The sequence below is a fragment of the Micromonospora sp. NPDC049051 genome, from assembly GCF_043197575.1.
Lineage (GTDB): Bacteria > Actinomycetota > Actinomycetes > Mycobacteriales > Micromonosporaceae > Micromonospora.
Map to the genome: position 1 here is coordinate 387,841 of NZ_JBICTL010000005.1, position 22,426 is coordinate 410,266.

General features: G+C 75.7%; 20 protein-coding genes. 12 read left to right on the plus strand and 8 right to left on the minus strand.

The window, feature by feature from the left end:
- Positions 1-367 precede the first annotated feature (367 nt).
- Positions 368-1,285, plus strand: a complete 918-nt coding sequence (metF, locus tag ACGFIR_RS22975; RefSeq protein ID WP_393002155.1) for a methylenetetrahydrofolate reductase [NAD(P)H] — start codon at positions 368-370, stop codon at positions 1,283-1,285.
- Positions 1,286-1,328: 43 nt separating this feature from the next.
- Complete coding sequence (locus ACGFIR_RS22980) at positions 1,329-2,018, plus strand: CDP-alcohol phosphatidyltransferase family protein (RefSeq protein WP_393002157.1); 690 nt, start codon at positions 1,329-1,331, stop codon at positions 2,016-2,018.
- Between the two features lie 203 nt (positions 2,019-2,221).
- Here the strand turns inward: ACGFIR_RS22980 and ACGFIR_RS22985 are convergent, their stop codons facing one another.
- Positions 2,222-3,592, minus strand: coding sequence for an MFS transporter (locus ACGFIR_RS22985; RefSeq protein WP_393002159.1), 1,371 nt, complete (start codon positions 3,590-3,592; stop codon positions 2,222-2,224).
- Positions 3,593-3,773: 181 nt separating this feature from the next.
- On the opposite strand from ACGFIR_RS22985, the gene ACGFIR_RS22990 reads away from it, so the two are divergent.
- Positions 3,774-4,235 carry a MarR family winged helix-turn-helix transcriptional regulator gene (locus ACGFIR_RS22990; protein WP_393147016.1) on the plus strand — a complete coding sequence of 154 codons (462 nt, stop codon included), beginning with the start codon at positions 3,774-3,776 and terminating at the stop codon, positions 4,233-4,235.
- Between the two features lie 149 nt (positions 4,236-4,384).
- Here ACGFIR_RS22990 and ACGFIR_RS22995 read toward each other — a convergent pair whose 3' ends face one another.
- The 7 genes from ACGFIR_RS22995 to ACGFIR_RS23025 are packed head-to-tail and all read right to left on the minus strand — an operon-like array spanning position 4,385 to position 10,985.
- A complete protein-coding gene (locus ACGFIR_RS22995) occupies positions 4,385-5,872 on the minus strand; it encodes a phytoene desaturase family protein (protein WP_393002163.1) in 1,488 nt (495 codons plus the stop codon).
- Between the two features lie 11 nt (positions 5,873-5,883).
- Entirely contained in the window at positions 5,884-7,011 is a 1,128-nt protein-coding gene (locus tag ACGFIR_RS23000) for a glycosyltransferase (RefSeq protein ID WP_393002165.1), read from the minus strand.
- Complete coding sequence (locus tag ACGFIR_RS23005) at positions 7,008-7,997, minus strand: carotenoid biosynthesis protein (protein ID WP_393147018.1); 990 nt, start codon at positions 7,995-7,997, stop codon at positions 7,008-7,010. The genes ACGFIR_RS23000 and ACGFIR_RS23005 overlap by 4 nt, the downstream gene beginning before the upstream one ends.
- On the minus strand, positions 7,994-8,569 hold the full coding sequence (locus ACGFIR_RS23010; RefSeq protein ID WP_393147020.1) for a GNAT family N-acetyltransferase: 576 nt from the start codon (positions 8,567-8,569) through the stop codon (positions 7,994-7,996). Before ACGFIR_RS23010 ends, ACGFIR_RS23005 begins: the two co-directional genes overlap by 4 nt.
- Positions 8,566-9,324 (minus strand): monooxygenase, encoded by a 759-nt coding sequence (locus ACGFIR_RS23015; RefSeq protein WP_393147022.1) that lies wholly within the window; start codon positions 9,322-9,324, stop codon positions 8,566-8,568. The genes ACGFIR_RS23010 and ACGFIR_RS23015 overlap by 4 nt, the downstream gene beginning before the upstream one ends.
- A complete protein-coding gene (locus tag ACGFIR_RS23020) occupies positions 9,321-9,809 on the minus strand; it encodes a YbaK/EbsC family protein (protein ID WP_393147024.1) in 489 nt (162 codons plus the stop codon). Before ACGFIR_RS23020 ends, ACGFIR_RS23015 begins: the two co-directional genes overlap by 4 nt.
- A 33-nt stretch (positions 9,810-9,842) precedes the next feature.
- Positions 9,843-10,985: a DMT family transporter gene (locus ACGFIR_RS23025; protein ID WP_393147026.1), complete on the minus strand. Its 1,143-nt coding sequence runs from the start codon at positions 10,983-10,985 to the stop codon at positions 9,843-9,845.
- A gap of 490 nt (positions 10,986-11,475) precedes the next feature.
- Between ACGFIR_RS23025 and ACGFIR_RS23030 the strand changes: the two genes are divergently transcribed.
- The 9 genes from ACGFIR_RS23030 to ACGFIR_RS23070 all read left to right on the plus strand — a co-directional run bounded on the left by ACGFIR_RS23030 (position 11,476) and on the right by ACGFIR_RS23070 (position 22,211).
- The gene (locus ACGFIR_RS23030) at positions 11,476-11,925 is read left to right on the plus strand and encodes an SAV_6107 family HEPN domain-containing protein (protein ID WP_393002177.1); all 450 of its coding nucleotides are present in this window, start codon (positions 11,476-11,478) and stop codon (positions 11,923-11,925) included.
- Between the two features lie 104 nt (positions 11,926-12,029).
- Positions 12,030-12,830 carry a hypothetical protein gene (locus tag ACGFIR_RS23035; protein ID WP_393147028.1) on the plus strand — a complete coding sequence of 267 codons (801 nt, stop codon included), beginning with the start codon at positions 12,030-12,032 and terminating at the stop codon, positions 12,828-12,830.
- Between the two features lie 79 nt (positions 12,831-12,909).
- Positions 12,910-14,472, plus strand: coding sequence for a DNA polymerase Y family protein (locus ACGFIR_RS23040; protein WP_393147030.1), 1,563 nt, complete (start codon positions 12,910-12,912; stop codon positions 14,470-14,472).
- Between the two features lie 192 nt (positions 14,473-14,664).
- Positions 14,665-18,141, plus strand: a complete 3,477-nt coding sequence (locus ACGFIR_RS23045; protein WP_393147032.1) for an error-prone DNA polymerase — start codon at positions 14,665-14,667, stop codon at positions 18,139-18,141.
- A gap of 99 nt (positions 18,142-18,240) precedes the next feature.
- A complete protein-coding gene (locus tag ACGFIR_RS23050) occupies positions 18,241-18,414 on the plus strand; it encodes a hypothetical protein (protein WP_393147034.1) in 174 nt (57 codons plus the stop codon).
- A gap of 61 nt (positions 18,415-18,475) precedes the next feature.
- A complete protein-coding gene (locus ACGFIR_RS23055) occupies positions 18,476-19,240 on the plus strand; it encodes a methyltransferase domain-containing protein (protein ID WP_393147036.1) in 765 nt (254 codons plus the stop codon).
- Positions 19,192-20,388, plus strand: coding sequence for an alkaline phosphatase family protein (locus ACGFIR_RS23060; protein WP_393002907.1), 1,197 nt, complete (start codon positions 19,192-19,194; stop codon positions 20,386-20,388). Before ACGFIR_RS23055 ends, ACGFIR_RS23060 begins: the two co-directional genes overlap by 49 nt.
- 52 nt (positions 20,389-20,440) lie before the next feature.
- Complete coding sequence (locus ACGFIR_RS23065) at positions 20,441-21,700, plus strand: DNA polymerase IV (protein WP_393147038.1); 1,260 nt, start codon at positions 20,441-20,443, stop codon at positions 21,698-21,700.
- Between the two features lie 115 nt (positions 21,701-21,815).
- A complete protein-coding gene (locus tag ACGFIR_RS23070; protein WP_393002187.1) occupies positions 21,816-22,211 on the plus strand; it encodes a DUF3040 domain-containing protein in 396 nt (131 codons plus the stop codon).
- Positions 22,212-22,426 lie beyond the last annotated feature (215 nt).

A 22,426-nucleotide genomic window follows, 5' to 3' on the forward strand; every position in this document is an offset into this window, starting at 1 on the left:
CTCCGGGCGGGTGTCGGCGCGGCGGCGGCGCTGCCCCGCGACGGGACCGGTGCGCCACCGGTGGATGCTGACCCCCGCGCGGTCCCCCGGCGGGTCGGCCTCCGGCCGCCCCCACCCCGCGCAGTCACATGACTACCCGGTGGGTACGACGCTTTCCGGCTTCCCGACGACCCGGCCCCGGCTCCCCGGCGACCCGCGACTCGGCCCCCGGCGCCCGGCCTCGCGACCGACGCCGCCCTCCGGCGACCCGGTCCCGTGCCACCGGACGTCCCTCCGGCCGGCCCCGGTCGCCGCCGCCGGGGAGCTGCGGCGTCCACCAGTGTGGGAAGGGCTCGGTACGCGGGGCCCGGCCCGCTAGAGTCGTGGCGTGGCGCTCGGTCTCCCATCGGTCCTCCCCAATCCGCAGCCGGCGATCGGGGAGCTGATCCGTGACCGCCAGCCGACCTTCTCCTTCGAGTTCTTCCCGCCCAAGACCGAGCAGGGCGAGCGGCTGCTGTGGCAGGCGATCCGCGAGTTGGAGTCGCTGCGCCCGTCGTTCGTCTCGATCACCTACGGCGCGGGCGGGTCGACCCGCGACACCACCGTCGCGGTCACCGAGCGCATCGCCACCGAGACCACCCTGCTGCCGATGGCCCACCTGACCGCGGTCAACCACTCCGTGGCCGAGCTGCGCCACGTCATCGGCCGGCTCGCCGGGGTGGGGGTGCGCAACGTGCTCGCCGTGCGGGGCGACCCGCCGGGCGACCCGGGCGGCGACTGGGTGCGCCACCCGGAGGGCGTGCTGTACGCCGAGGACCTGGTCCGCCTGGTGCGCGACGCCGGCGACTTCAGCGTCGGGGTGGCGGCGTTTCCCTACAAGCACCCGCGTTCATCCGACGTGACCAGCGACACGGAGCACTTCGTCCGCAAGTGCCGGGCCGGCGCCGACTTCGCGATCACCCAGATGTTCTTCGACGCCGACGACTACCTGCGGCTGCGCGACCGGGTCGCCGCCGCCGGCTGCGGCACCCCGATCCTGGCCGGCGTGATGCCGGTGACCCAGATCGGCACCATCGAGCGCTCGGTGCAGCTTTCGGGGGCGCCCTTCCCGCCGGCGCTGGCCGAGCGGTTCGAGAGGGTCGCCGACGATCCGGAGGCGGTGCGCCGGCTCGGCGTCGAGCAGGCCAGCGAGATGTGCCGGCGGCTGCTCGACGAGGGTGTGCCGGGAATCCACTTCATCACCCTCAACCGCTCCACCGCCACCCGCGAGGTCTGGCAGAACCTCCAGGTCGGCGCGCGGGTGTGACCCCGCTGCCGCGACACCTGAGCGGCGGTGCGACGGTTGTTCGGTGGTGGGCAAACAGCTGAACTGGGACGAGTACGCCACGGCCTGGGCACGGCTGCACGGGGGCTTCGACCCCCGGGCGGCGGCCCCGGTCGTCCGCGCCTGGCTGCGCTTCGCCTACCACGTCGGGTTCGTACTGGGCCGGCTGCGGGTCGGCCCGACCCCGGTCACCGTGGTCGGTGTGCTGCTCTGCGCCTGCGTGCCGCTGTTCGCCGTACGCCCGCAGAACGGCCCCTTCCTCGCGGCACTGTTCGTGCTGCTGGCCGCCGTGGCGGACAGCGTCGACGGCGCGGTGGCGGTGGCCACGAACCGGACCACCCGGCTCGGCTACGTCTACGACTCGCTGGCCGACCGGCTCGGCGAGGTGGCCTGGCTGGTCGCGTTCTGGCTGGTCGGTGCGCCGGGGGCGCTCGTCGTGACCGCTGGCGCGCTCTCCTGGCTGCACGAGTACGTCCGCTCCAGGGCGGTCTCCGCCGGGATGCGGGAGCTCGGCGCGGTGACCGTGGGGGAGCGCCCCACCCGGGTGTCGGTGGCCCTGGTGGGGCTGCTGCTGGCGGGGCTGACCGGGCTGATCGAGCCGGACCTGGCGGCCGGCACGATCACCATGGCGACGGCCGTCTGGGTGCTGCTGGCCGGGTTCGGCCTCGGCCAACTGCTCTCCGCCGTCCGCCGCGCCCTGGTCGACGCCGGCTGACCGCGTGCCCGGCCGAACGAAGTATGAGCGGGTCTCCGTGAGCTTCGCGGCCCTGCCGGACAGGGGCCCGGGAACGACACTGGTCACCTTTCACCGGTGTCAGCCGACGCCCCGCTGGGTCGGCGAGCGGCGGGCGGAGTCGTCGTCAGTCAGGGAGCGATCTTGGCAGGACCGGTGCGGATCGGGTGACGGGCTATGCCGGCTCACGCGCTGGCGACCTTCGAGCGGGCCGGGAGGGCGAGGCAGAGGGCGGCGCTGATGACGAATGCCGTGCTGATGCTTACGGCGCTGATGGTCAGGGCTGGGGCGTAGCCGCTGGTTGCGGCGATGCCGAGGAACATGGAGCTGAGGGAGGCGACGCCGATCGCGGCGCCGAACTGTTGGCTCGTGGTCCATATGCCGGAGGCCGATCCGGCGTAGCGAGGGGGCACGGTGGATAGGAACAGGGTGGTCAGGGGTGGCATGACGAGGTTGATGCCCATGCCGAGGACGAACAGTCCCGGTGCCAGCAGCCAGGGGTTGACGTCGTTGGTGGCGGTCGTGGCGGCACCGAGGACGGCAGCGGTGCCGAGGGCGCCCAGGAGCGTGCCGGCCACGACGGTGTAGCGACCGAAGCGGACGGTGAGGTGGCCGACCAGCCCCGCGGTGGCCAGGCCCCCGGCGCAGAAGGCGATGGTCACGGTGCCTGCGGCCAGAGCGGTGTAGTCCTGGGCGTCCTGAAGCCAGAGGATGAACACGAGCAGGAAGCCGCTGAATGCGGCGAAGGCGATCATCTGCACGAGGAGGGCGACGGCGCCGGTGCGCTCGCGCAGGATGGCCACGGGCAGGAGGGCTCCGTCGCGGCGTGCGGGGTTGTGGTGCTCACCGAGGGCCACGGCTGCGACCGCTGCGACCCCGGCGGCCAGGAGGAACCAGGTCCAGGGTGCCCAGTCGTAGGTGCGTCCTTCCAGGAGAGCGAACACGATGGCGACGAGTCCCAGGGTCAGCCCGATGACGGGTAGCCATCGCGGCCGTCTGGCGTCGGGTGCGCGGTTCTCCGGGATCAGCCACGTTCCCAGGCCGATCAGAATCAGGGCGATGGGAACGCTGATCCAGAACACGGTCCGCCATCCCAGGCTGGCGACGTCGGCGGCGATGAGCACTCCGCCGAGCAGGAGACCGCCGGCCTGAGCGATTCCGGCGATGACCCCGAAGAGGCCGAGCACGGTGGCCCGTTCGCGGCCCCGGAACAGTGTGTAGAGGCTGCTCATCACCTGTGGCGCCAGAAGGCCCGCGGCCAGGCCCTGGGCGGCGCGGGCGGCGATGAGTTCGCCCGGGCCGTGTGCGAGCGCGGACCATGCGCCGGACAGCGCGAAGGCGCCCAGGCCGATGAGGAACAGGCGCTTGCGTCCCCACAGGTCGCCCAGCCGTGCGGCGGTGATCAGGACGATCGCGAACGCGAGCAGATAGGCGGTCGCGATCCAGCCGATCTGTGAGGGCGTGCCGCCGAGGTCGTCCTGGATCGCGGGCAGGGCGACGTTGACGATCGTGACGTTGAGCAGGTCGAGCATGAACCCCAGCACGAGCACGACCATCGCCGTCCACCGCCGCGGATGTCGGGCGTCGACAGGATCGCTCAGAGAAGGAGCCGAGGCCGTCATCGTGGTTCTCCTGTCGCGCCGAGTAGCATCGTCAGGACGAGATGCTCGTCAGGACGTTTCTGTCGTACATCCAAGTATCTCGCCTAGACGACAGATTATGGGAGAGGGCCGCGCCATGGCAACCGTGCCTGCCGCACAATCCGAGACCATCGAGCAGATCGGCGCCGCTGCGCAGCGGTACGCGGCGGCATCAGCGCGAATCGACCAGATTGCCGCCGACGACGTGGGCCTGACGCTGAGCACCTGTGAGGCCAACTTCATCAACCTCCTGCGCCTGCGCGGCCCGCTCACCCCCGGCCATCTCGCAGAACTCACCAAGCTCACGTCTTCGGGCACCACGACCGGGGTGGTCGACCGGCTGGAGGCGGCCGGGTACGTAACCCGGGAGCGCTGCACCAAGGACCGCCGCAAGGTGATCGTCTCGCTCAACGACGAACGATTCCGTGACCAGGACGCCGCGCGCGCCCAGCGCCTGAGCGCACTCCTGTCTGGCTACGACGACGCCCAACTCGTCACGATCGCCGGCTTCCTGACCCGCCTCGCCGACACCGAGGCCACCGTGGCGACACCGTCATGACGCCACGTGAAGGATCGTGAGCGAAACGGCGCGCCTGTCCACGCCCACCTGGGAGACAGCCGGCCTGATGGGATCTCAGAACGACGGATTACCCGATCAACGTTCAAAGAGGGACCCGTACTGCGGTGGCACCTACCCAGCGGCCGGTGCTACCAGGCGGGGCCGATCTCGTCGGCGACGATCTGGGCGGAGAGCGTCACCATCGGCAGGCCGCCGCCCGGATGGCTGGAACCGCCGACCAGCCACAGCCCGTGCGCCGGGCCCCGGTTGGCCGGCCGCAGCAGGCCGCCCGCCGTGCCGTAGATCGACCCGCCGGGCGCGCCGGTCGCGTCGTCCAGGTCGGCCGGGGTGCGGACCTCCCGGAACACCAGCCGGTCCCGCACGTCGACGCCGCGCTCGGCCAGCACGTCGAGGACCCGGTCGGCGTACGCCTCGGCGAGGCCGGGCCGGCGCCAGTCGACGGCCCCGCCGGCGGTGCCGTGCCGGGGCGCGTTGACCAGCACGAACCACGCCTCGTGGCCGGACGGCCGGACCATCGGGTCGTCGGCCACGGTGACGAAGACGGTGGGGTCGGCCGCCGGCCGGGCCCGCACCCCGCGCCCCGGTGCACCGAAGACCGCGTCGAACTCGGCGTCGTAGTCGCGGGGGAAGAACACGTTGTGGTGGGCCAGCCCCGAGTCCCCGGCGACGCCGAGCAGCAGCACGAACCCGGCCAGGCTGCGGTCGGTCAGCCCGGCCAGCCGGCGCGGGCTGGGCAGCAGGTCCCGGTAGAGGGTGAGCGCGTCGACGTTGGCCACCACCACGTCGGCGGGGACCGGCGCGGCGACGCCGCGCAGGCGTACGCCGTGCACCCGGCCGCCCGCCGCGTCGATCCGGGTGACCGTGGCGCCGGTCCGCACGACCACGCCGAGGTCCAGGCAGCGGGTCAGCAGCGCGTCGGCGAGCGTGCCGAGCCCGCCGCGCAGGTACCAGCCGCCGAAGGCCAGCTCGGCGTAGGGCACGGCGACCAGCGCGGCCGGCGCCCGGCGCGGGTCGGCGCCGGTGTAGGTGGCGTAGCGGTCCAGCAGCATCCGCAGCCGGGGGTCGGACAGGTGCCGCCGGCCCAGCCCGCGCAGCGTCCGGCCCGGGCCGATGGCGGCGAGGTCGCCCAGCCGCCAGGCCAGCGCGGCCAGGTCCAGCGGGGAGTCGATCGGGCGGCGCAGGATGTCGCGGTGCGAGGCCTGCCACACCCGGGCGGCCCGGCGCCACAGCCGCTGCCAGTCCGCGGCGGCCCGGTCGCCGAAGGCCGCGCCGATGCGGGCGGCGAACTCGGCCGGGTCGGCGCACGAGTCGAGGGGCGGGCCGCCGCCGGGGAAGACGTGCCGCACGATCGGGTCCACCGGCGCCAGGTCCAGGTACTCGTCGAGCTTCGCGCCGGTCGCCTCGAACAGGTCGTGGAAGACGTCGGGCAGGGTGAGCAGGCTCGGCCCGGTGTCGAAGTGGAACGGGCCCGCCGGGGTGTCGTGGACGTACCGGCCGAGCTTGCCGCCGACGGTGTCCGCACGTTCGAGCACGGTGACCTGGTGTCCGTTGGCGGCCAGCCGGGCGGCGGTGGCCAGCCCGCCCACCCCGGCGCCGACGACCACGATCCGCGCCATGGCGCGCCTCCCTAGGTGACGGGGCGGCCGCGCCAGGACAGGCGACGCCGCTTCCGCAGATGGTACGACCGCAGGGTCAGCCAACCGAGGACCACGACCGACACGGGGTGTGCCAGCGCGTCGGGCCACCACCGGCCGCCGGTCGCCCGGGCGCTGACCGCCCGCCCGGCCACCCCGAGCAGGTAGGCGGCGAGAGCCACGGCGGCCACCGCCGGCGCGCCGACTGCCAGGGCGACGACCGCCAGCAGCGGGGGAGCGGTGTAGAGCAGGAGCAGCAGGGCCACCACGGCGGCTGCCGCCCCCGGGTTGCCGAAGGTCGCCCAGAGCGACTTCGAGTAGCCGTCGCGCAGCTGCGGCCAGTCCTCGTACATCCGGCAGGCGGCCAGCCGCGAGCCGTCGGCGAGGGCGATCCGGCCGCCGGCCCGCTTGACCGCGCGGGCCAGCTCGATGTCCTCCAGGATCCGGTCCGCGACCGCGGCGTGGCCGCCGGCCGCGTCGTAGCCGGCCCGGTCCACGACCAGGAACTGCCCGCCGGCGGCGGCCAGCGACGGCCGCGGCGAGCGTTCCATCGCCCGCAGCGGCAGGAAGGTCAGCCACAGCCACTGCAACAGCGGCTGGACCAGCCGGTCGGCCGCCGTCGCCACCAGGATCCGGGGGTACGGCGACAGCAGCGTCACCCGCGCGGCGCGCAGCTCGGTGACGGCCGCCGCGACCGCGTCCGGGGCGAGCACCACGTCGGCGTCGACGAAGACCAGGGCGCTCGCCGCCGGGTCGGCCCGGGTGGCCAGCTGCCAGCAGGCGTGCGGCTTGCCCAGCCACCCCGGCGGCGGGGCGGTCCCGTCGAGCAGAGTGACCCGGGGGTCGTCGCCGGCCACCGCGCGGACCACGTCCGCGGTGCCGTCGGTCGACCCGTCGTCGAGCACGACGACGCGCAGCCCTGGCACGCCCCGCTGGGCGAGCAGCGCGCGCAGGCACGGGGTGACCCGCGCGGCCTCGTCGCGCAGCGGCAGCAGCACCGCCACGGCTTCGGTGACCGGCGCCGGACGCTCGGCCGGGCGGCGCAGCCAGCGGCCGGCGTTGACCAGGGTGTGCGCGGTCAGCGCGGCCACGCCGAGCAGCAGCGCGAGGACGGCGGTCATACCGACGCGTCGACGCCGGGGCGCTGCGGCTGCCCGGACCGGTGCCGGTCGTCGCGGCGGGCCCGGAGCAGCGTGACCGCCAGCGGCACGGCGGCCACCGACATGCCGGCCGCGCCCCAGAGCGCCGAGGCGGGCAGGTCGAGGAAGACCGCGTGGGCCAGCACGCTGGAGAAGTACGTCCACAGCCAGAGCGCGAACATCGGGGCGTCCCGCCCGTCGGTGGTGGCCACGGCGGGCCCGGCCAGCGGGCGCAGCGCGCTCATCATCAGCACGGCGAAGAGCAGCCAGCCCAGGTAGTTGCTCACCGGGATGCCGGGCAGCCCGGGCAGCGCGGGGGTGGCGTCCCGCCAGACCCAGTAGCCCTCGGCCACCATCTGCGGGTCGAGGAAGAGGTCCCAGGCGGCCAGCCCGACGGCGGCCAGCGCGATCCGCCGGACGGGGAACCGGCTTCCCGGCCGACCACCGGTGCCACTGCCGACCCCGGGCCCACTGCCGATCCCGGCTCCGCTGCCGATGCCCCATCCGCTGCCGCTGCTGGGACCGGGCCCGCTGCCACTGCCGATCCCGGCTCCGCTGCCGATGCCCGATCCGCTGCCGGGGGTGCCGCCGGCCTGCGGCCCGCCGCCGGTCAGCCGGGTGGCGGCCAGCCAGGCCGGCCAGGCCATCCAGGTCCAGGCCAGCGGGATGATCAGCGGCACACCGGCCAGCTTCGGCCCCAGCTCGCCGGAGTAGTCGTAGCTGCCGAACGGGAAGCCGGTGGCCACGCCGAGCGCCTCGATGGCGAACCCACCGACCATGGCCACCGCCACCAGCGCCGCCGCCGTGCGCGGGCCCCGGGTGAGCAGCGCGTGGCTCACCGAGAGCAGGTAGCCGAGCACGACGGTGGCGACGGTCAGCCGCGCCCGGGTCTGCCCGGCGGCCAGCGGGTAGCAGATCTGCGCCAGCACCAGCACGGCCAGCAGCGCCCAGGACAGCCGTCGGGTCACGGGGTGCCCCGGCTGGGCGCGGCGGCTGTCGGGGGCTCCAGCGGCAGGTCCCGGCCGAGTACGCCGAAGGGGCGCTCGTCGCCGGGGAAGTGGAAGTCGCGCAGGACGTCGACGAAGCCGAACCGCCGGTACAGCCGCCAGGCCCGGGAGCGCGCCTCGTCGGCCTCCGGCGTGGAGAGCAGCGTGGTCGTCCCCTCCGCCAGGCTGAGCAGGGCCCGCAGCTGCCGCGCGCCCAGACCGTGCCCCTGCGCGGGCGGTCGCACGTGCAGCTCGACCACCTCGAAGCAGTGGGTCAACCAGCGCTGCCGGGTCGGGGCGTCCAGCGCCCGCCACACCTGGTCGTGCCACCACTGCCCCGAACCGCCCAGGTAGCCGTAGCCGAAGCCGGCCAGGTGGCCCTCGCTGGTCAGGCTGGCGACGGCGCGGAAGCCGGGTCGGCGTACGTGGGTGGCGATGTAGCCGCGCCGGGCCTCCAACAGCTCCGGTCGGTAGCCCATCGCCTCGCCGTAGACGGCCACCACGTCGTCCAGCCGTCGGACGAGATCGTCCGGCGTCCACCGCACCAACCTCATGCCCGTGCACCCTCCGCCGCTCCCGGGTCGCCGTCCGCGACCCACCCCAGCACCGACCGGTCACCCACCACGTCGCGCACCTCGAACCGCGCGAAGAGCTCCTCCGCGTACCACCCCTCGGTGGGGGTCCGCATGATCGCCGCCCGATGCTCCGGGTGACGGTACGCGAACGCCACGAGGTCTGCCGGGTCGCGCCACACGCTCACCGTGCCCTGCCAACCCAGCGGGGCCTCGCCGACGCCGAAGCGGGCCAGCAGGCCGGGCGCGGCGTGCAGCGCGGCGGCCACCGGGGGGATCGCCCGCCAGAAGGTGGCCGCCCGCCAGGGCCGCAGCCGGGCCCGGGTCAGCGCCAGCACCGGACCGGCGACCCGGCCGCCGGGCGGCTCCCCGAACGGCCGGCGGCCCGACCACTCGCCCCGGCTGCTCAACGGGCGCAGGTCGACCCGGACGGACGCGCGGGCGATCCGTGCCCAGGCGCGCCCCACCGGCGAGGCGTCGAAGCCGGCCGCGGCGGCGGGGGAGTCCCACACGGTCAGCGCCGCCCACCGGGTGAGGTCGGCGTCGCCCGGCCCGAAGCCGGTGCCGGTCCCGGTGCCGAGCAGCTTGCCGAACCGGATGCCGGGCAGCGCGCGCAGCCGCCGGGGATCGAGCGCCATCCGGGTCAGCGCCCTGGGCAGCGCGGCGCGAGGGGTGCGCCACACGTGCAGTGTGACCAGCTCCGGGACGTCGGTCCCGCCGTCGCTCGGCGCGCTCACGCCACGGAGGTGGGCGCGCCGCCGGTGACCCGCAGCAGCTCCGGGTACGTGGTGGGGAAGACCGCCCGCGGTACGCCGCCAGCCGCCCAGATCTCGTCGTACGACTTCAGGGCCGTGTCGACCAGGGTGCGCAGCGGGCGCGGGTGGCCGACCGGGGCGACCCCGCCGATCACCTGACCGGTGTGCGCGCGGACGAACTCGGGGGTGGCCCGGCGCAGCCGGCCGACCCCGACGGACGCGGCCAGACCGGCGGTGTCCACCCGGTGCGCGCCGGAGGTGAGCACCAGCAGCGGTTCGCCGTCCGCGTCGAAGACGAGCGAGTTGGCGATCTGGCCGACACCGACGCCGAGCGCCTCGGCGGCGGCTGCGGCGGTGTGGACCGCGTCGGGCAGCAGGCGGACGACGCTCGGCGCGCCGGAGGCGTCCCGGGTGCCGGCGGCGTCGAGCACGTCCTGCACCGCCTGTACGTTCGGGTGTGGCTGCATGCGGCCATTCTTCCCGGTGCCCCGGTCGGCGGCTCAGCCGGCCGTGCCGCGCCCGGACCGGGCGCGGCGCGTCGACGCCCGGTCGGCCCGTGGCGGGGGCGCGGCGCCGCCCGGTGCAGGCGGCCCGGCCGGCGCGGATGGCTCGGGCTGCTCAGGCGGCGCGGATGGCTCGGGCGACACGGGCTCGGCCGGCACGGGCTGCTCAGGCGGTGCGGGCTGCTCAGGCGGTGCGGGCACGGGCGGCGCGATGGTCCGGGGCGGGGCGATCCGGGCCGTCTCGGCCAGCGCGACGCCGGCCAGCACCAGGAGCCCGCCGGTGAGCTGGGCGGTGTTGAGTGCCTCGCCGGGGCCGATCACGGCCCAGGCGACCGCCGCCGCGAGCACCGGCTCGGCCATGCCGAGGATCCCGACGCTGGTCGCGGGCAGGTGCCGCATCGCCCCGGCCACCAGCAGGTACGGCGCGATCGAGCCGAGCACCACCGCGTACCCGCAGAGCAGCGCCACGGGCACGCCCCCGTCGGTGTCGGCGCCCAGCGGTTCCCAGCCGCCGGCGCCCACGGTGAGCGCGCGGGTGAGCAGGCCCGCCACGGCGGAGGCGCCGAACGCCCAGGTGCACAGCGACAACGTGTCCCGGCGTGCCGCGCCGTGGGCGCCGAGCACGTAGTAGACGGCGAGGAAGAGCGCGGCGCCGAACCCGGCGAGCACGCCGAGACCGTCCAGCTTCAGCTCGCCCCACACCTCGGCCACGCAGCCGAGGCCGACCAGGCTCAGCGCCAGGCCGGCCCAGAGCCGCGGACGCACCCGGTGGCGCTGGGCGAACCGGGCCCAGAGAGCGACCAGCAGCGGGGCGGTGTACTCGAACAGCAGCCCGATCCCGACCGGCAGCCGGGAGATGGCGACGAAGTAGAGCATCGGTACGGCGAAGAACCCGGCCAGCCCGTACCCGATCAACAGCGGCAGCTGCCCGGGGGTGACCCGGAGCCGGCGGATCCCCGGGCGCAGCAGCACGCTCAACAGCAGCAGCCCGGTCACGGCGCCGACGGCCCGCAGCAGGGTGAGCTGCGGGACGTCCAGGCCGGCGCGGAGCACCAGCTTGGAGACGGTGCCGTTGACGGCGAAGAGCCCGGCCGAGGCGAGCACCATGGCGACCCCGAGGGCGGGGCGGGGGGTTGTCACGGGCGGAGGCTACCGCCGCCGGCCCTCTCCGGCGTTGGCCGCCACGGTGCGCGGCGGCGTACGCCGGAACCGGCACCTGTGGCGTCGTCCGAGGTCCGCGCGCCACACGTTGCATTTTCGTCGGAGGGAGGGTGTACTGTCAGCAGCAGTTAGAACGAGTGTTCGATTGCCTCGAACGCCCGTTCCAACATCCCGGGGCGGTGTTTCGCGGCGCGGCTCCGGGCGGTGCGGCTCCGCGGGCCGCACCTGGGTCCCGGGCAGTCGCGAGTCCGGGCCCGTCAGGCAGGAGCGTCGCCCGCCGCCCACGACCCCCGGGCGGCGGGCGACGAACCCGCTGGCAACGCCGGCCGGGTGTGGTGTGGGGAAGCATCCACACCCGGCCGGCCGCCCACCGGTGCGTCTTCCTCCGCACCACTCGACCCGGCGTCCCGCCGGCGGCCCAAGGGCCGTCCCAGGGGCGGCGCCTCGGCCACGTGGAGGAGACAGTCCCATGCCGACCAACCCGGCTCAGGCACCGACGGTGCCGGCGCACGTGCTGCCGCACCGCACCCCCGCCCAGCTTCTCGCGGTGGCCCGGCGTGGGCTGGCCGAGGCCACCCAGACCCGTCCCGACGGCCTCCGTTACGCGGCCGCCCACCTGGCCGCGCTCCGGGCCGCCGCAGCCGTGCTCGCCGCCCGGGCACGTCCCGCCCCCACCCGACGCCACCGGGTCACCAGCGTCTGGGTGCTGCTCTCCGGCGTCGCCCCCGAGATGGACGAGTGGGCCAGGTTCTTCGCCCTCGGCGCCGGCAAGCGGGCCGCCGCCGAGGCCGGCATCCCACGGGTCGTGACCGCCCGGGAGGCCGACGACCTGCTGCGCTCCGCCGAGCAGTTCGTCACGGTCGTGGAGACCACGCTCGGTGTGGCCCACCAACCGGCGCTCGACGGCCTCGCCGCCTGACCTGGCCGTTCGGCCGCGACTGGTGCCGGGTCGTCCGGCGGTGACCGGGTGCCCGAGGTGTAACGCGCACGTCTGATCCGACAGCACGACGGGGGGTAGGTCCGATGGCGGGCCGGATGGTGGTCGGTTCCGCCGCACTGGCCGCTCTCGTGCGCCCGGCGAGCGCGCCGGACCCGGAGGGTGGCCACCGGGTGTTGCCGGTGGCCCCGGAACTGACCGGGCTGCTGCCCAACCGGGGACTGCGGCGGGGCAGCACGATCGCGGTCGCCACCGGCCAACCCCGACGCAGCGGCGGCACCTCGCTGGTCCTGGCGCTGCTCGCCGAGGCGTCCCGGGCCGGCTCGTGGTGTGCCGTGGTCGGGGTCCCGACGTTCGGGGCGGGTGCCGCCGCCGAGTTGGGTATCGCCCTGGACCGGCTGGCCCTGGTGCCGCACCCGGGCCCGGAGTGGGCCACGGTCATCGCCGCGCTGATCGACGGCGTGGACGTCGTGGTCACCGCCGTGCCGACGACGGTCTCCGCGTCGGTGGCCAACCGGCTGGCCGCCCGGGCCCGGCAGCGCGGCAGCGTCCTCGTCCCGTACGGGCGGTGGGACGGCGCGGACGTGACCCTCCAGGTGGTCCGGGGCGCCTGGGAGGGGCTCGGGCAGGGGCGGGGCCGGCTGCGCCGCCGCGAGGTCACCGTCTCCGCGCGGGGCCGCGGGGCCGCCGCCCGGCCCAAGGAGGTCAAGGTCTGGCTGCCCGGCGACGGGCTCACCCGGGTCGTTCCGCGCTCCGCCCCCGTCGCTGCGGTCTCCGCCACCGGCCGGTCGGCTGCCGGTCGGCTCCGCCCGGTCGGCCCGGCCGTCGCCCCCGCGCCCACCGGCCCGTCCCGTCGTGCCGCGCTCACCCTGGTCGCGCCGTCGTGATCGCCGCGCCCCTCCTGATGGCGCGCGCTCATCCTGGTCGCCTTGTCGTGAGCACCGCGTCCGCCCTGGTCGGTGTCACGTGAGCGCCGCGCCCGCGCGGGTCCTGTTGCTCTGGTGCCCGGACTGGCCGGTGCTCGCCGCGGAGATCGTCGACGGGGTGCCGGCCACCGGTCCGGTCGCCGTGCTGCACGCCAACCGGGTGGTCGCCTGCTCCGAGCGGGCACGCGCCGAGGGGGTGCGCCGGGGGCTGCGCAAACGGGAGGCACAGGGCCGCTGCCCGCAGCTCACCGTCGTCGAGTACGACCCCGGGCGGGACACCCGGGCGTTCGAACCGGTGGTCGCCGCCGTCGAGGAACTGGTCGCCGGCGTCGAGGTGGTACGCCCCGGCGCGTGCGCGGTGGTGGCCCGGGGGCCGAGCCGCCACCTCGGCGGCGAGGAGGCCGCCGCCGAACGGATCGTCGAGCACGTCGCCCAGACCTGCGCGGTGGAGAGCCAGGTCGGCATCGCCGACGGGGTGTTCGCCGCCGGGCTGGCCGCCCGCGACGGGCGGATCGTTCCGCCCGGTGGGACACCGCGGTTCCTCGCCGACCTGCCGGTCGAGGCGCTCGGCCGCCCGGCCCTGGCCGACCTGCTGCGCCGGCTCGGCGTACGCACCCTGGGTGACTTCGCCGCGCTGCCCGCCGGTGACGTGCTGGCCCGGTTCGGCTTCGACGGCGCGTTGGCCCAACGGCTGGCGGCCGGGCGTGACCACCGTCCGCTCGCGGTCCGGCAACCCCGGGCCGATCTCGCGGTCACCGCCGACCACGACGAGCCGCTCGACCGGGTCGACGCGGCGGCCTTCGCCGCCCGGGCGCTGGCCGAACGGTTGCACGACCGGCTCGCCGCACACGGGCTGGCCTGCACCCGGCTCGGCATCGAGGCGGTCACCGCGCACGGCCAGGAACTGCACCGGGTCTGGCGGCACGACGGGCTGCTCACCGCCGAGGCCATCGCCGACCGGGTGCGCTGGCAGCTCGACGGCTGGCTGTCCGGCGGCACCGGTCGGGCCGGCGCCCGCTCGACCCGCCCGACGGCGGGCATCATCCGGCTGCGACTGGTCCCGGACGGGGTGGTCGCACAGGCCGGCCTGCAATCCGGCCTGTGGGGGGAGGCCGGCGAGGAACGGGAGCGGGCGCACCGGGCGTTGAGCCGGGTGCAGGGCATCCTCGGTCCCGAGGCGGTGGTCACCGCGGTGCTCGGCGGTGGGCGTTCCCCGGCCGACCAGGTACGCCTGGTGCCGTGGGGCGACGAACGCCTCCCGGCCCGCCCCGGTGAGCAGCCGTGGCCGGGCCGGCTGCCGCCGCCCGCGCCGGCCGTGGTGCTGCCCGACCCGCTCGCCGCGGTCGTGCACGACGCCGCCGGCGAGCCGGTCGAGGTCAGCGCGCGGCTCCAGGTCAGCGCCGAGCCGGCCCGGCTGACCGTGGGCGCCGCCCGGCCGGTCGAGATCGTCGGCTGGGCCGGTCCGTGGCCGGTCGACGAGCGCTGGTGGGCGCCGGCCGAGGCCCGTCGCCGGGCCCGGTTCCAGGTCTGCCTGACCGACGGTACGGCGCTGCTGCTCGCCGTCGAGGCGGGGCGGTGGCTGGTGGAGGCGATCTATGACTGAGCGCCCGCCCGAGGTCCTCGACCGGCCCTCGCCCCGCCTCCGCCGCCCCGCCCGGCCCGACGTCCTGCCAACGGGTCGGCTTGGCCGGGGCGGAGCCTTGCCTGCGGCCCGGTCTGCGCGGGGCGGAGCCCTGCCGGCGGCTCGGTCCGGGCGGGTTGTACCCCTGCCGGCTGCCCGCCCGGAGGGGCTCTGATGAACTTCCACAACCCGAAGCTGCCCTGGTCGGAGTTGGAGCGTGTGCTCTCCGGCCGGGAACCCGGCACCGGCCGATCGGGCGCGGGTGGGCCGGGCACGGGGGCGACAAGTGAGGATCGGCCGGGGTCGGAACGAGGGGGTGCGGGCGGACCGGGGGAGGAGCGGGCGGGGAAGGGCGGCCCGGGGCGCGACGAGCGGCACCTGCACGTGGTGGACCCGCTGGCCGTGGACGCCGACGGGGGCGACTCTCCCGCCTGGAGCCGCAGACGGGAGCACTACCAGCCGTCCGAGGTGGCCCGCCCCGAGGGCGCGGTGCCGTACGCCGAACTGCACGCGCACACCAACTTCAGCTTCCTCGACGGCGCCAGCCACCCGGAGGAACTGGTCGAGGAGGCGGTCCGGCTGGGCCTCACCGCGCTAGCGGTCACCGACCACGACGGCTTCTACGGGGTGGTGCGCTTCGCCGAGGCCGCCCGCGCGCTGCACCTGCCGACCGTCTTCGGCGCCGAGCTCTCCCTGGACCTGCCCGGCCCGCAGAACGGCGAGCCCGACCCGCTCGGGCGGCACCTGCTGCTGCTCGCCCACGGCCACGAGGGGTACGCGCGGCTGGCCTCGACCATCTCCCGCGCCCAACTGCGCGGCGGAGAGAAGGGCCGCCCGGTCTACGGCGACCTGGAGGAGGTCGCCGACCAGTTGCGCGACCACGTGCTGGTGCTCACCGGCTGCCGTAAGGGCCACGTGCCGGCGGCGCTGCTCACCGAGGGGGTGGACGCGGCGGCCCGCGAGCTGGACCGGCTGACCGCCCTGTTCGGCGCGGAGACGGTGGCGGTGGAGCTGACCGACCACGGGCACCCGGTCGACGCCGACCGCAACGACGCGCTCGCCGCGCTGGCGGCGTCGGCGGGGCTGCCCACGGTGGCCACCAACAACGTGCACTACGCCACCCCGGGTCGGCGGCGGCTGGCCACCACGGTCGCCGCCGTACGGGCCCGGCGCAGCCTGGACGAGATCGACGGCTGGCTGCCCGCGGCCGGCACCGCCCACCTGAGGAGCGGCGCGGAGATGGCGGCCCGGTTCGCCGCGTACCCGGGGGCGGTGGCGCGGGCCGCCGAGTTCGGCGCCGAGCTGGCCTTCGACCTCCAGCTCGTCGCGCCGAGGTTGCCGGCGTACCCGGTGCCGCCCGGGCACACCGAGATGAGCTGGCTGCGCCACCTCACCCACGCCGGCGCCCGCGAGCGCTACGGCCCGCCCGAGGCGCACCCGAGGGCGTACGCGCAGCTCGACCACGAGCTGAACATGATCGAGGAGCTGGGCTTCCCCGGCTACTTCCTGGTGGTCTACGACATCGTCACGTTCTGCCGCGAGCAGGACATCTACTGCCAGGGGCGGGGCTCGGCGGCCAACTCGGCGGTCTGCTACGCGCTGCGGATCACCAACGTGGACGCCGTCCGGCACCGGCTGCTCTTCGAGCGCTTCCTCGCCCCGGAGCGCGACGGCCCGCCCGACATCGACGTCGACATCGAGTCCGACCGCCGGGAGGAGGTGATCCAGCACGTCTACGCCCGGTACGGCCGGGAGCACACCGCCCAGGTCGCCAACGTCATCTCCTACCGGCCCCGCTCGGCGGTGCGGGACGTGGCCAAGGCGTTCGGGTTCTCGCCCGGCCAGCAGGACGCCTGGAGCAGGCAGATCGACCGCTGGGGGTCGGTCGCCACGGTCGACGTGGCGGACATCCCGGAGCAGGTGGTCGCGTACGCCAACGAGTTGCAGACGTTCCCCCGGCACCTGGGCATCCACTCCGGTGGCATGGTGATCTGCGACCGGCCGGTGATCGAGGTGTGCCCGGTGGAGTGGGGGCGGATGCCGGGTCGCAGCGTGCTCCAGTGGGACAAGGACGACTGCGCCGCCGTCGGCCTGGTCAAGTTCGACCTGCTCGGGCTCGGCATGCTCTCCGCGCTGCACTACGGCTACGAGATGATCGGCATGAGCCTGGACCTCGGCGACATGACGCTGGACGACCCCGAGGTCTACGACATGCTCTGCCGGGCCGACTCGGTCGGGGTGTTCCAGGTGGAGAGCCGCGCCCAGATGGCCACCCTGCCCCGGTTGAAGCCCCGCGAGTTCTACGACCTGGTGGTCGAGGTGGCGCTGATCCGGCCCGGCCCGATCCAGGGCGGCTCGGTGCACCCGTACATCCGACGCCGCAACGGCCAGGAGCCGGTGACCTACCCGCACCCGCTGATGCGCAACGCGCTGGAGAAGACCCTCGGCGTGCCGCTGTTCCAGGAGCAGCTCATGCAGCTCGCCATCGACCTGGCCGGCTTCGACGCGGCGGGTGCCGACCAGCTGCGCCGGGCGATGGGCGCCAAGCGTTCCGCCGAGCGGATGGCCCGTATCGCCGACCGGCTCTACGCGGGCATGGCCGAGCGGGGCATCACCGGCGAGCTGGCCGACGACGTCTACCGCAAGCTCTCCGCGTTCGCCAGCTACGGCTTCCCGGAGAGCCACGCGATGAGCTTCGCCTACCTGGTCTACGCCAGCTCCTGGCTCAAGCGCTACCACCCGGGCCCGTTCCTGGCCGCCCTGCTCAACGCCCAGCCGATGGGTTTCTACTCGCCGCAGACGCTGGTCGACGACGCCCGCCGCCACGGCGTCGAGGTACGCCGGCCGGACATCAACGCCAGCGGCGCGAAAGCGGTGCTGGAGTCCACCCCGCAGACCCGGTGGGGCAGCGTGCCGGGGGAGCCGCCGCACGCCTGGGGGCTGGGCGGGCCGGTCGTCCGGCTCGGGCTCTCCGGCGTGCGTACGCTCGGCGACGGGGTGGCCGAGCGGATCGAGGCGGAACGGGCGGCGGGTGGGCCGTACCGCGACATGCCGGACCTGGCCCGGCGCGTGGGTCTCACGGCCGCGCAGCTGGAGGCGCTGGCCACCGCGGACGCCTTCGCCTGTTTCGGGCTGTCCCGGCGGGAGGCCCTCTGGGCCGCCGGCGCGGCGGCCCAGGACCGGCCGGGCCGGCTGCCGGGCACGGTGACCGGCGCGACCGCACCGACCCTGCCCGGGATGGAGGCGGTGGAGCGGCTGGTCGCCGACGTCTGGGCGACGGGGCTGTCGCCGGAGAGCCACCCGGCGAGCTTCATCCGTCCCCGGCTCGACGCCCTCGGCGCGGTGCCGATCGCCCGGCTCGGCCGGGTGGAGCCGGGGCGGCGCATCCGGGTCGGCGGGATCGTCACCCACCGGCAGCGGCCGGCGACCGCCGGCGGGGTGACCTTCCTCAACCTGGAGGACGAGACGGGGATGCTCAACGTCACCTGCTCCCCGGGCCTGTGGCAGCGCTACCGGCGGGTGGCCCGCACGAGCGCCGCGCTGGTGGTGCGGGGGCGGTTGCAGCGGCACGAGGGAGTGATCAACCTCACCGCGGACCGGCTGGACGCGATCGAGCCCCCGGTCAGTCCGGCCTCGCGTGACTTCCGGTGACGGCAGTGATCCACATTACGGTTTTCCGCGCCGGATGGAGGGACACTCCAGCTCGCGCGGGCAAAGTGGCCCGCGTGAGCACTAGGGGGAAGAACGATCATGGGAAACATCGAGCGTAGCGGTGGTGTGGCGAACTCCCGGCGGACCCGGCTCGGCGCCGGCTGGACCCCGAGCCACCACACCGAGCCGCGCGAGTACGACATCGTCGAGGGTCCGGTGGCCAACGCCCTGCGCTCGCGGGCCGAGGACGACGCCGCCACCGGCGAGTCCTGACCCTCCGTCGTCGGCAGGCCGGCCGGGTCGCCGACGGTGCGACTCGGTGCGGCTGGACCGGGTGACTAGGCTCGACCGGGTGGAGCAGACTCCAGGCCGGCTCGCCGGGCCGCCCCTGACCCCCCGTACCGCCGTGATCTGGTCGGTGCTGCGCGCCGAGTTGGAGCGTCGCGCCGGCGCCTCGCTGACCGTGCTCGACGTCGGTGGTGGCACGGGCGGCTTCGCCGTGCCGCTTGCCCAGGCCGGGCACCAGGTCACCGTCGTCGACGCCAGCCCCGACGCGCTCGCCGCGTTGACCCGCCGGGCCGCCGAGGCCGGCGTGGCCGAGCGGGTCCGTGCCGTGCAGGGCGACGGCGACGCGCTCGCCGGCCTGGTCGAGCCGGGCAGCGCCGACCTGGTGCTCTGTCACGCCGTGCTGGAGGTCGTCGACGATCCGGCGGCGGTGGTGGCGGCGTTGGCCGCCGTGCTGCGCCCGGGCGGCGCCGCGAGCGTGCTGGTCGCCGGCCGGGCCGCCGCTGTGCTCGGCCGGGCGATGAACGGGCACATCGACGTCGCCGCCGCGCTGGCCGCCGATCCGGCCGGCACCGCCGGCAGCCGGGACACCCTGCGCCGGCGCTACGACGCCGACGGCGCCGCCGCGCTGCTCGGCGCCGCCGGGCTCGTGGTCGAGGAGATCCACGGCGTACGGGTGCTCGCCGACCTTTTGCCCGCCGCCGTCGCCGACGGCCAGCCGGCCGCGCTGGTCGAGTTGGAGCGGGCGCTCGCCGCGCGGGCGCCCTGGCGGGACCTCGCCGCCCAGCTGCACCTGTTCGCCCGCCGCCCGTGACCGACCCGCTGGGGATCGTCGGGCCGCGCTACGGCGACGCCAGTCTCGCCGACGTCCTGCCGGGCGCGCTCGCCGTGCTCGGCGTGCCCGGCGCCGCCGACCCGCTCGGGCTGCGCGCCGCGCTGCCCGGGGTACGCCGCGTCGCGGTGCTGCTCGTCGACGGGCTCGGCTGGCACCAGATCCCGACCGCCGCCCCGTACGCGCCGACCCTGGCGGGACTCGCCGCGACCGTGGGGCGGACGCTGACCTGCGGCTTCCCGTCGACCACGCCGACCAGCCTGGTGACGCTGGGCACCGGCGCCGCCCCCGGCGCGCACGGCGTACTCGGCTTCACCGTGCGGGTGCCGGGGACCGACCGGGTGCTCAACCACGTCGACTGGGCGGCCGACCCGCCACCGCTGCGCTGGCAGCCGGTGCGTACCCAGCTGGAACGGGCCCGCGCCGCCGGGGTCGCGGTGACGGCGGTGAGCCGGCCGGAGTTCGGCGGCAGCGGGCTCACGCTGGCCGCCAACCGGGGCGGCGACTACCGGGGCGCGGCCGGCGTCGACGTGCTCGCCGCCCGGATGCTCGCCGCCCTGCGCGCCGGGTCGGGGCCCACGCTGGTCTCCGGCTACCACCCCGACCTGGACCGGCACGGCCACCTCACGGGCGTCGACTCGGCACCCTGGCGGATCGCCGCGGCCGAGGTGGACCGGCTGCTGACCCGGCTCGTCGACGGGCTGCCCCCCGACGCCGCGCTGCTGCTCACCGCCGACCACGGCCAGCTCGACGTGCCGGCCGGACACCGCGTCGACCTGGACACCGACCCCCGGTTGCGCGCCGGGCTGGCGGTGGTCGCCGGGGAACCCCGGGTCCGCTACCTGCACGTCGTCCCCGGCGCCGTGGACGACGTCGTGGCCGCCTGGTCGGCGGTGCTCGGCGACGCGGCCCGGGTGCGTACCCGCGACGAGGTGGTGGCCGCCGGCTGGTTCGGCCCGGTGGCGGAGGAACACCTGCAGCGCATCGGCGACGTGGTGGTCATCTGCAACGGCACGTACGCGGTGACGGCCTCCCGCTCCGAGCCACCGGCGGTCTCCCGGCTGGTGGCGTACCACGGGGCGGACACGGCGGCCGAGATGACCATCCCGCTGCTGGTCGTACGCGGCTGACCGCGCCGGCCCGTCGGGCGGGGATGTCACAGGCCCGGGCTAGCCTGCGGGGATGGGTCGCAGCCAGTCGTTGCCCCGGGGCGGCGATCCCCGGTTCGGGTCGGACGCCGACGACTCCGGCTGCCCGATCCTGCACGTCGACATGGACGCCTTCTTCGCCTCGGTCGAGGTTCGACGCCGGCCGGAGCTGCGCGGTCGTCCCGTCGTGGTCGGCGGGGTCGGCCCGCGCGGGGTGGTCAGCTCCGCCAGCTACGAGGCCCGGCGCTACGGCGTACGCAGCGCCATGCCCACCGCCCGGGCCCGGGCCCTCTGCCCGCACGCGGTCTACCTGCCGCCGGACTTCACGCAGTACTCGGCGGCCTCCGCCGCGGTCATGCAGATCTTCCGCGACGTCACCCCGCTGGTCGAGCCGCTCTCCCTGGACGAGGCGTTCCTCGACGTGGCCGGAGCGCGGCGGCTCTTCGGCCCGCCGGCCGCCATCGCCCGCCGCATCCGCGAGCGGGTCGCCGACGAGCAGGGGCTGACCTGTTCGGTCGGCGTCGCCCCGAGCAAGTTCGTGGCCAAGCTCGGCTCGACCCGGGCCAAGCCCGACGGCCTGCTCGTCGTACCGGCCGCCCGGGTGCTCGACTTCCTGCACCCACTGCCGGTGTCGGCGCTGTGGGGGGTGGGGGAGCGCTCCACCGAGACGCTGCGGCGGCTGGGCCTGGCCACCATCGGGGATCTCGCCGAGGCGCCGATCGGCATGCTGCGCAAGGCGCTCGGCGAGGCGTCCGCCGCGCACCTGCACGAGCTCGCCTGGGGCCGCGACCCGCGCCGGGTCAGCCCCGAGCACGCGGAGAAGTCGATCGGCGCCGAGGTGACCTTCGACGTCGACGTCAGCGACCCGCTGGAGATCCGCCGGGCGCTGCTCGCGCTCGCCGAGAAGGTCGGCGTCCGGCTGCGCCGGGCAGGTCAGGTCGGGCGGACAGTGTCGCTCAAGGTGCGGCTGGCCGACTTCCGCACCGTCAGCCGCTCCCGCACGGCGGGCGTGCCGACCGACGTCGCCAGGGAGATATTCGACACCGTCTGGGCGCTCTACACCGCTCTCGACCCGGGTGAGCCCGTCCGGCTGGTCGGCGTACGGGTCGAGGGGCTCGCGACCGCGCGGGAGACCCCGCGCCAGCTCACCCTCGGTGCGCCCGAGCGGGGCTGGCGGGAGGCGGAGGCCGCCGCCGACGCCGCGGCTGCCCGTTTCGGGCGCTCCGTCATAGGTCCGGCCAGTCTGCTGGCGGCCCGCGAGGACCGACGAAATGAAAATCCTCCCCGGCCGTAGGTCGTCCCGCTTTCCGACGCGCGGGGGCCCTCGTAGACTTGCGGGTAAGCAGCCGGTTGGCTGCCACGGTCTGTCGGCCCGACCGGGCCGACCAACGTGACCGGGGAGGAGTGCCGTGCCGCTCTCGGAGCACGAGCAGCGGCTGTTCGAGCAGATCGAGCGGTCGCTTGCCGAGGACCCCAAATTCGCCTCGGCCGTGCGCGCCAGCGATCCGCGCTTCCACGCGCGGCGTCGCCTGCTCGTCGCTGCCGGCGTGATGATCGCTGGGCTGGCCCTGCTGGTCTACGGCGCGGTGATCAAGACTCCGCCGCTGGCAGTGGCGGGTTTCGTCGTCATGCTGGCCTCGGCCGCGTTCGCGGTGCAGTCGCACCGTCGGGCGCAGTCACCGGACCTGCACGTCGTGGGCGGGACGACGAGCCGTCGTCGCCCCCGCGGCCGGTCGGGTCGCCGGCCCTCGCTGCTGGACCGGATGGAGGACCGGTGGCGGCAGCGTCCGGAGGGGCACCGCTGAGCCCCATCCACCGTTGACGCGCGCCGCGACGACGAGACGGCCGCCGGGGTAGCCCCGGCGGCCCGTGACGATTCCGCACGCCCCCGGGCGTGCGTGCCCGCATGCCCCGGCCTGGGCTGAGCCGCGCTGAGCATCCTGCCCTGAGCCGCTCGCTGCGCTGAGCCTCCCGCGCTGAGCCTTCCGCGCTGAGCCTCCTGGGCTGAGCCTCCTGGGCT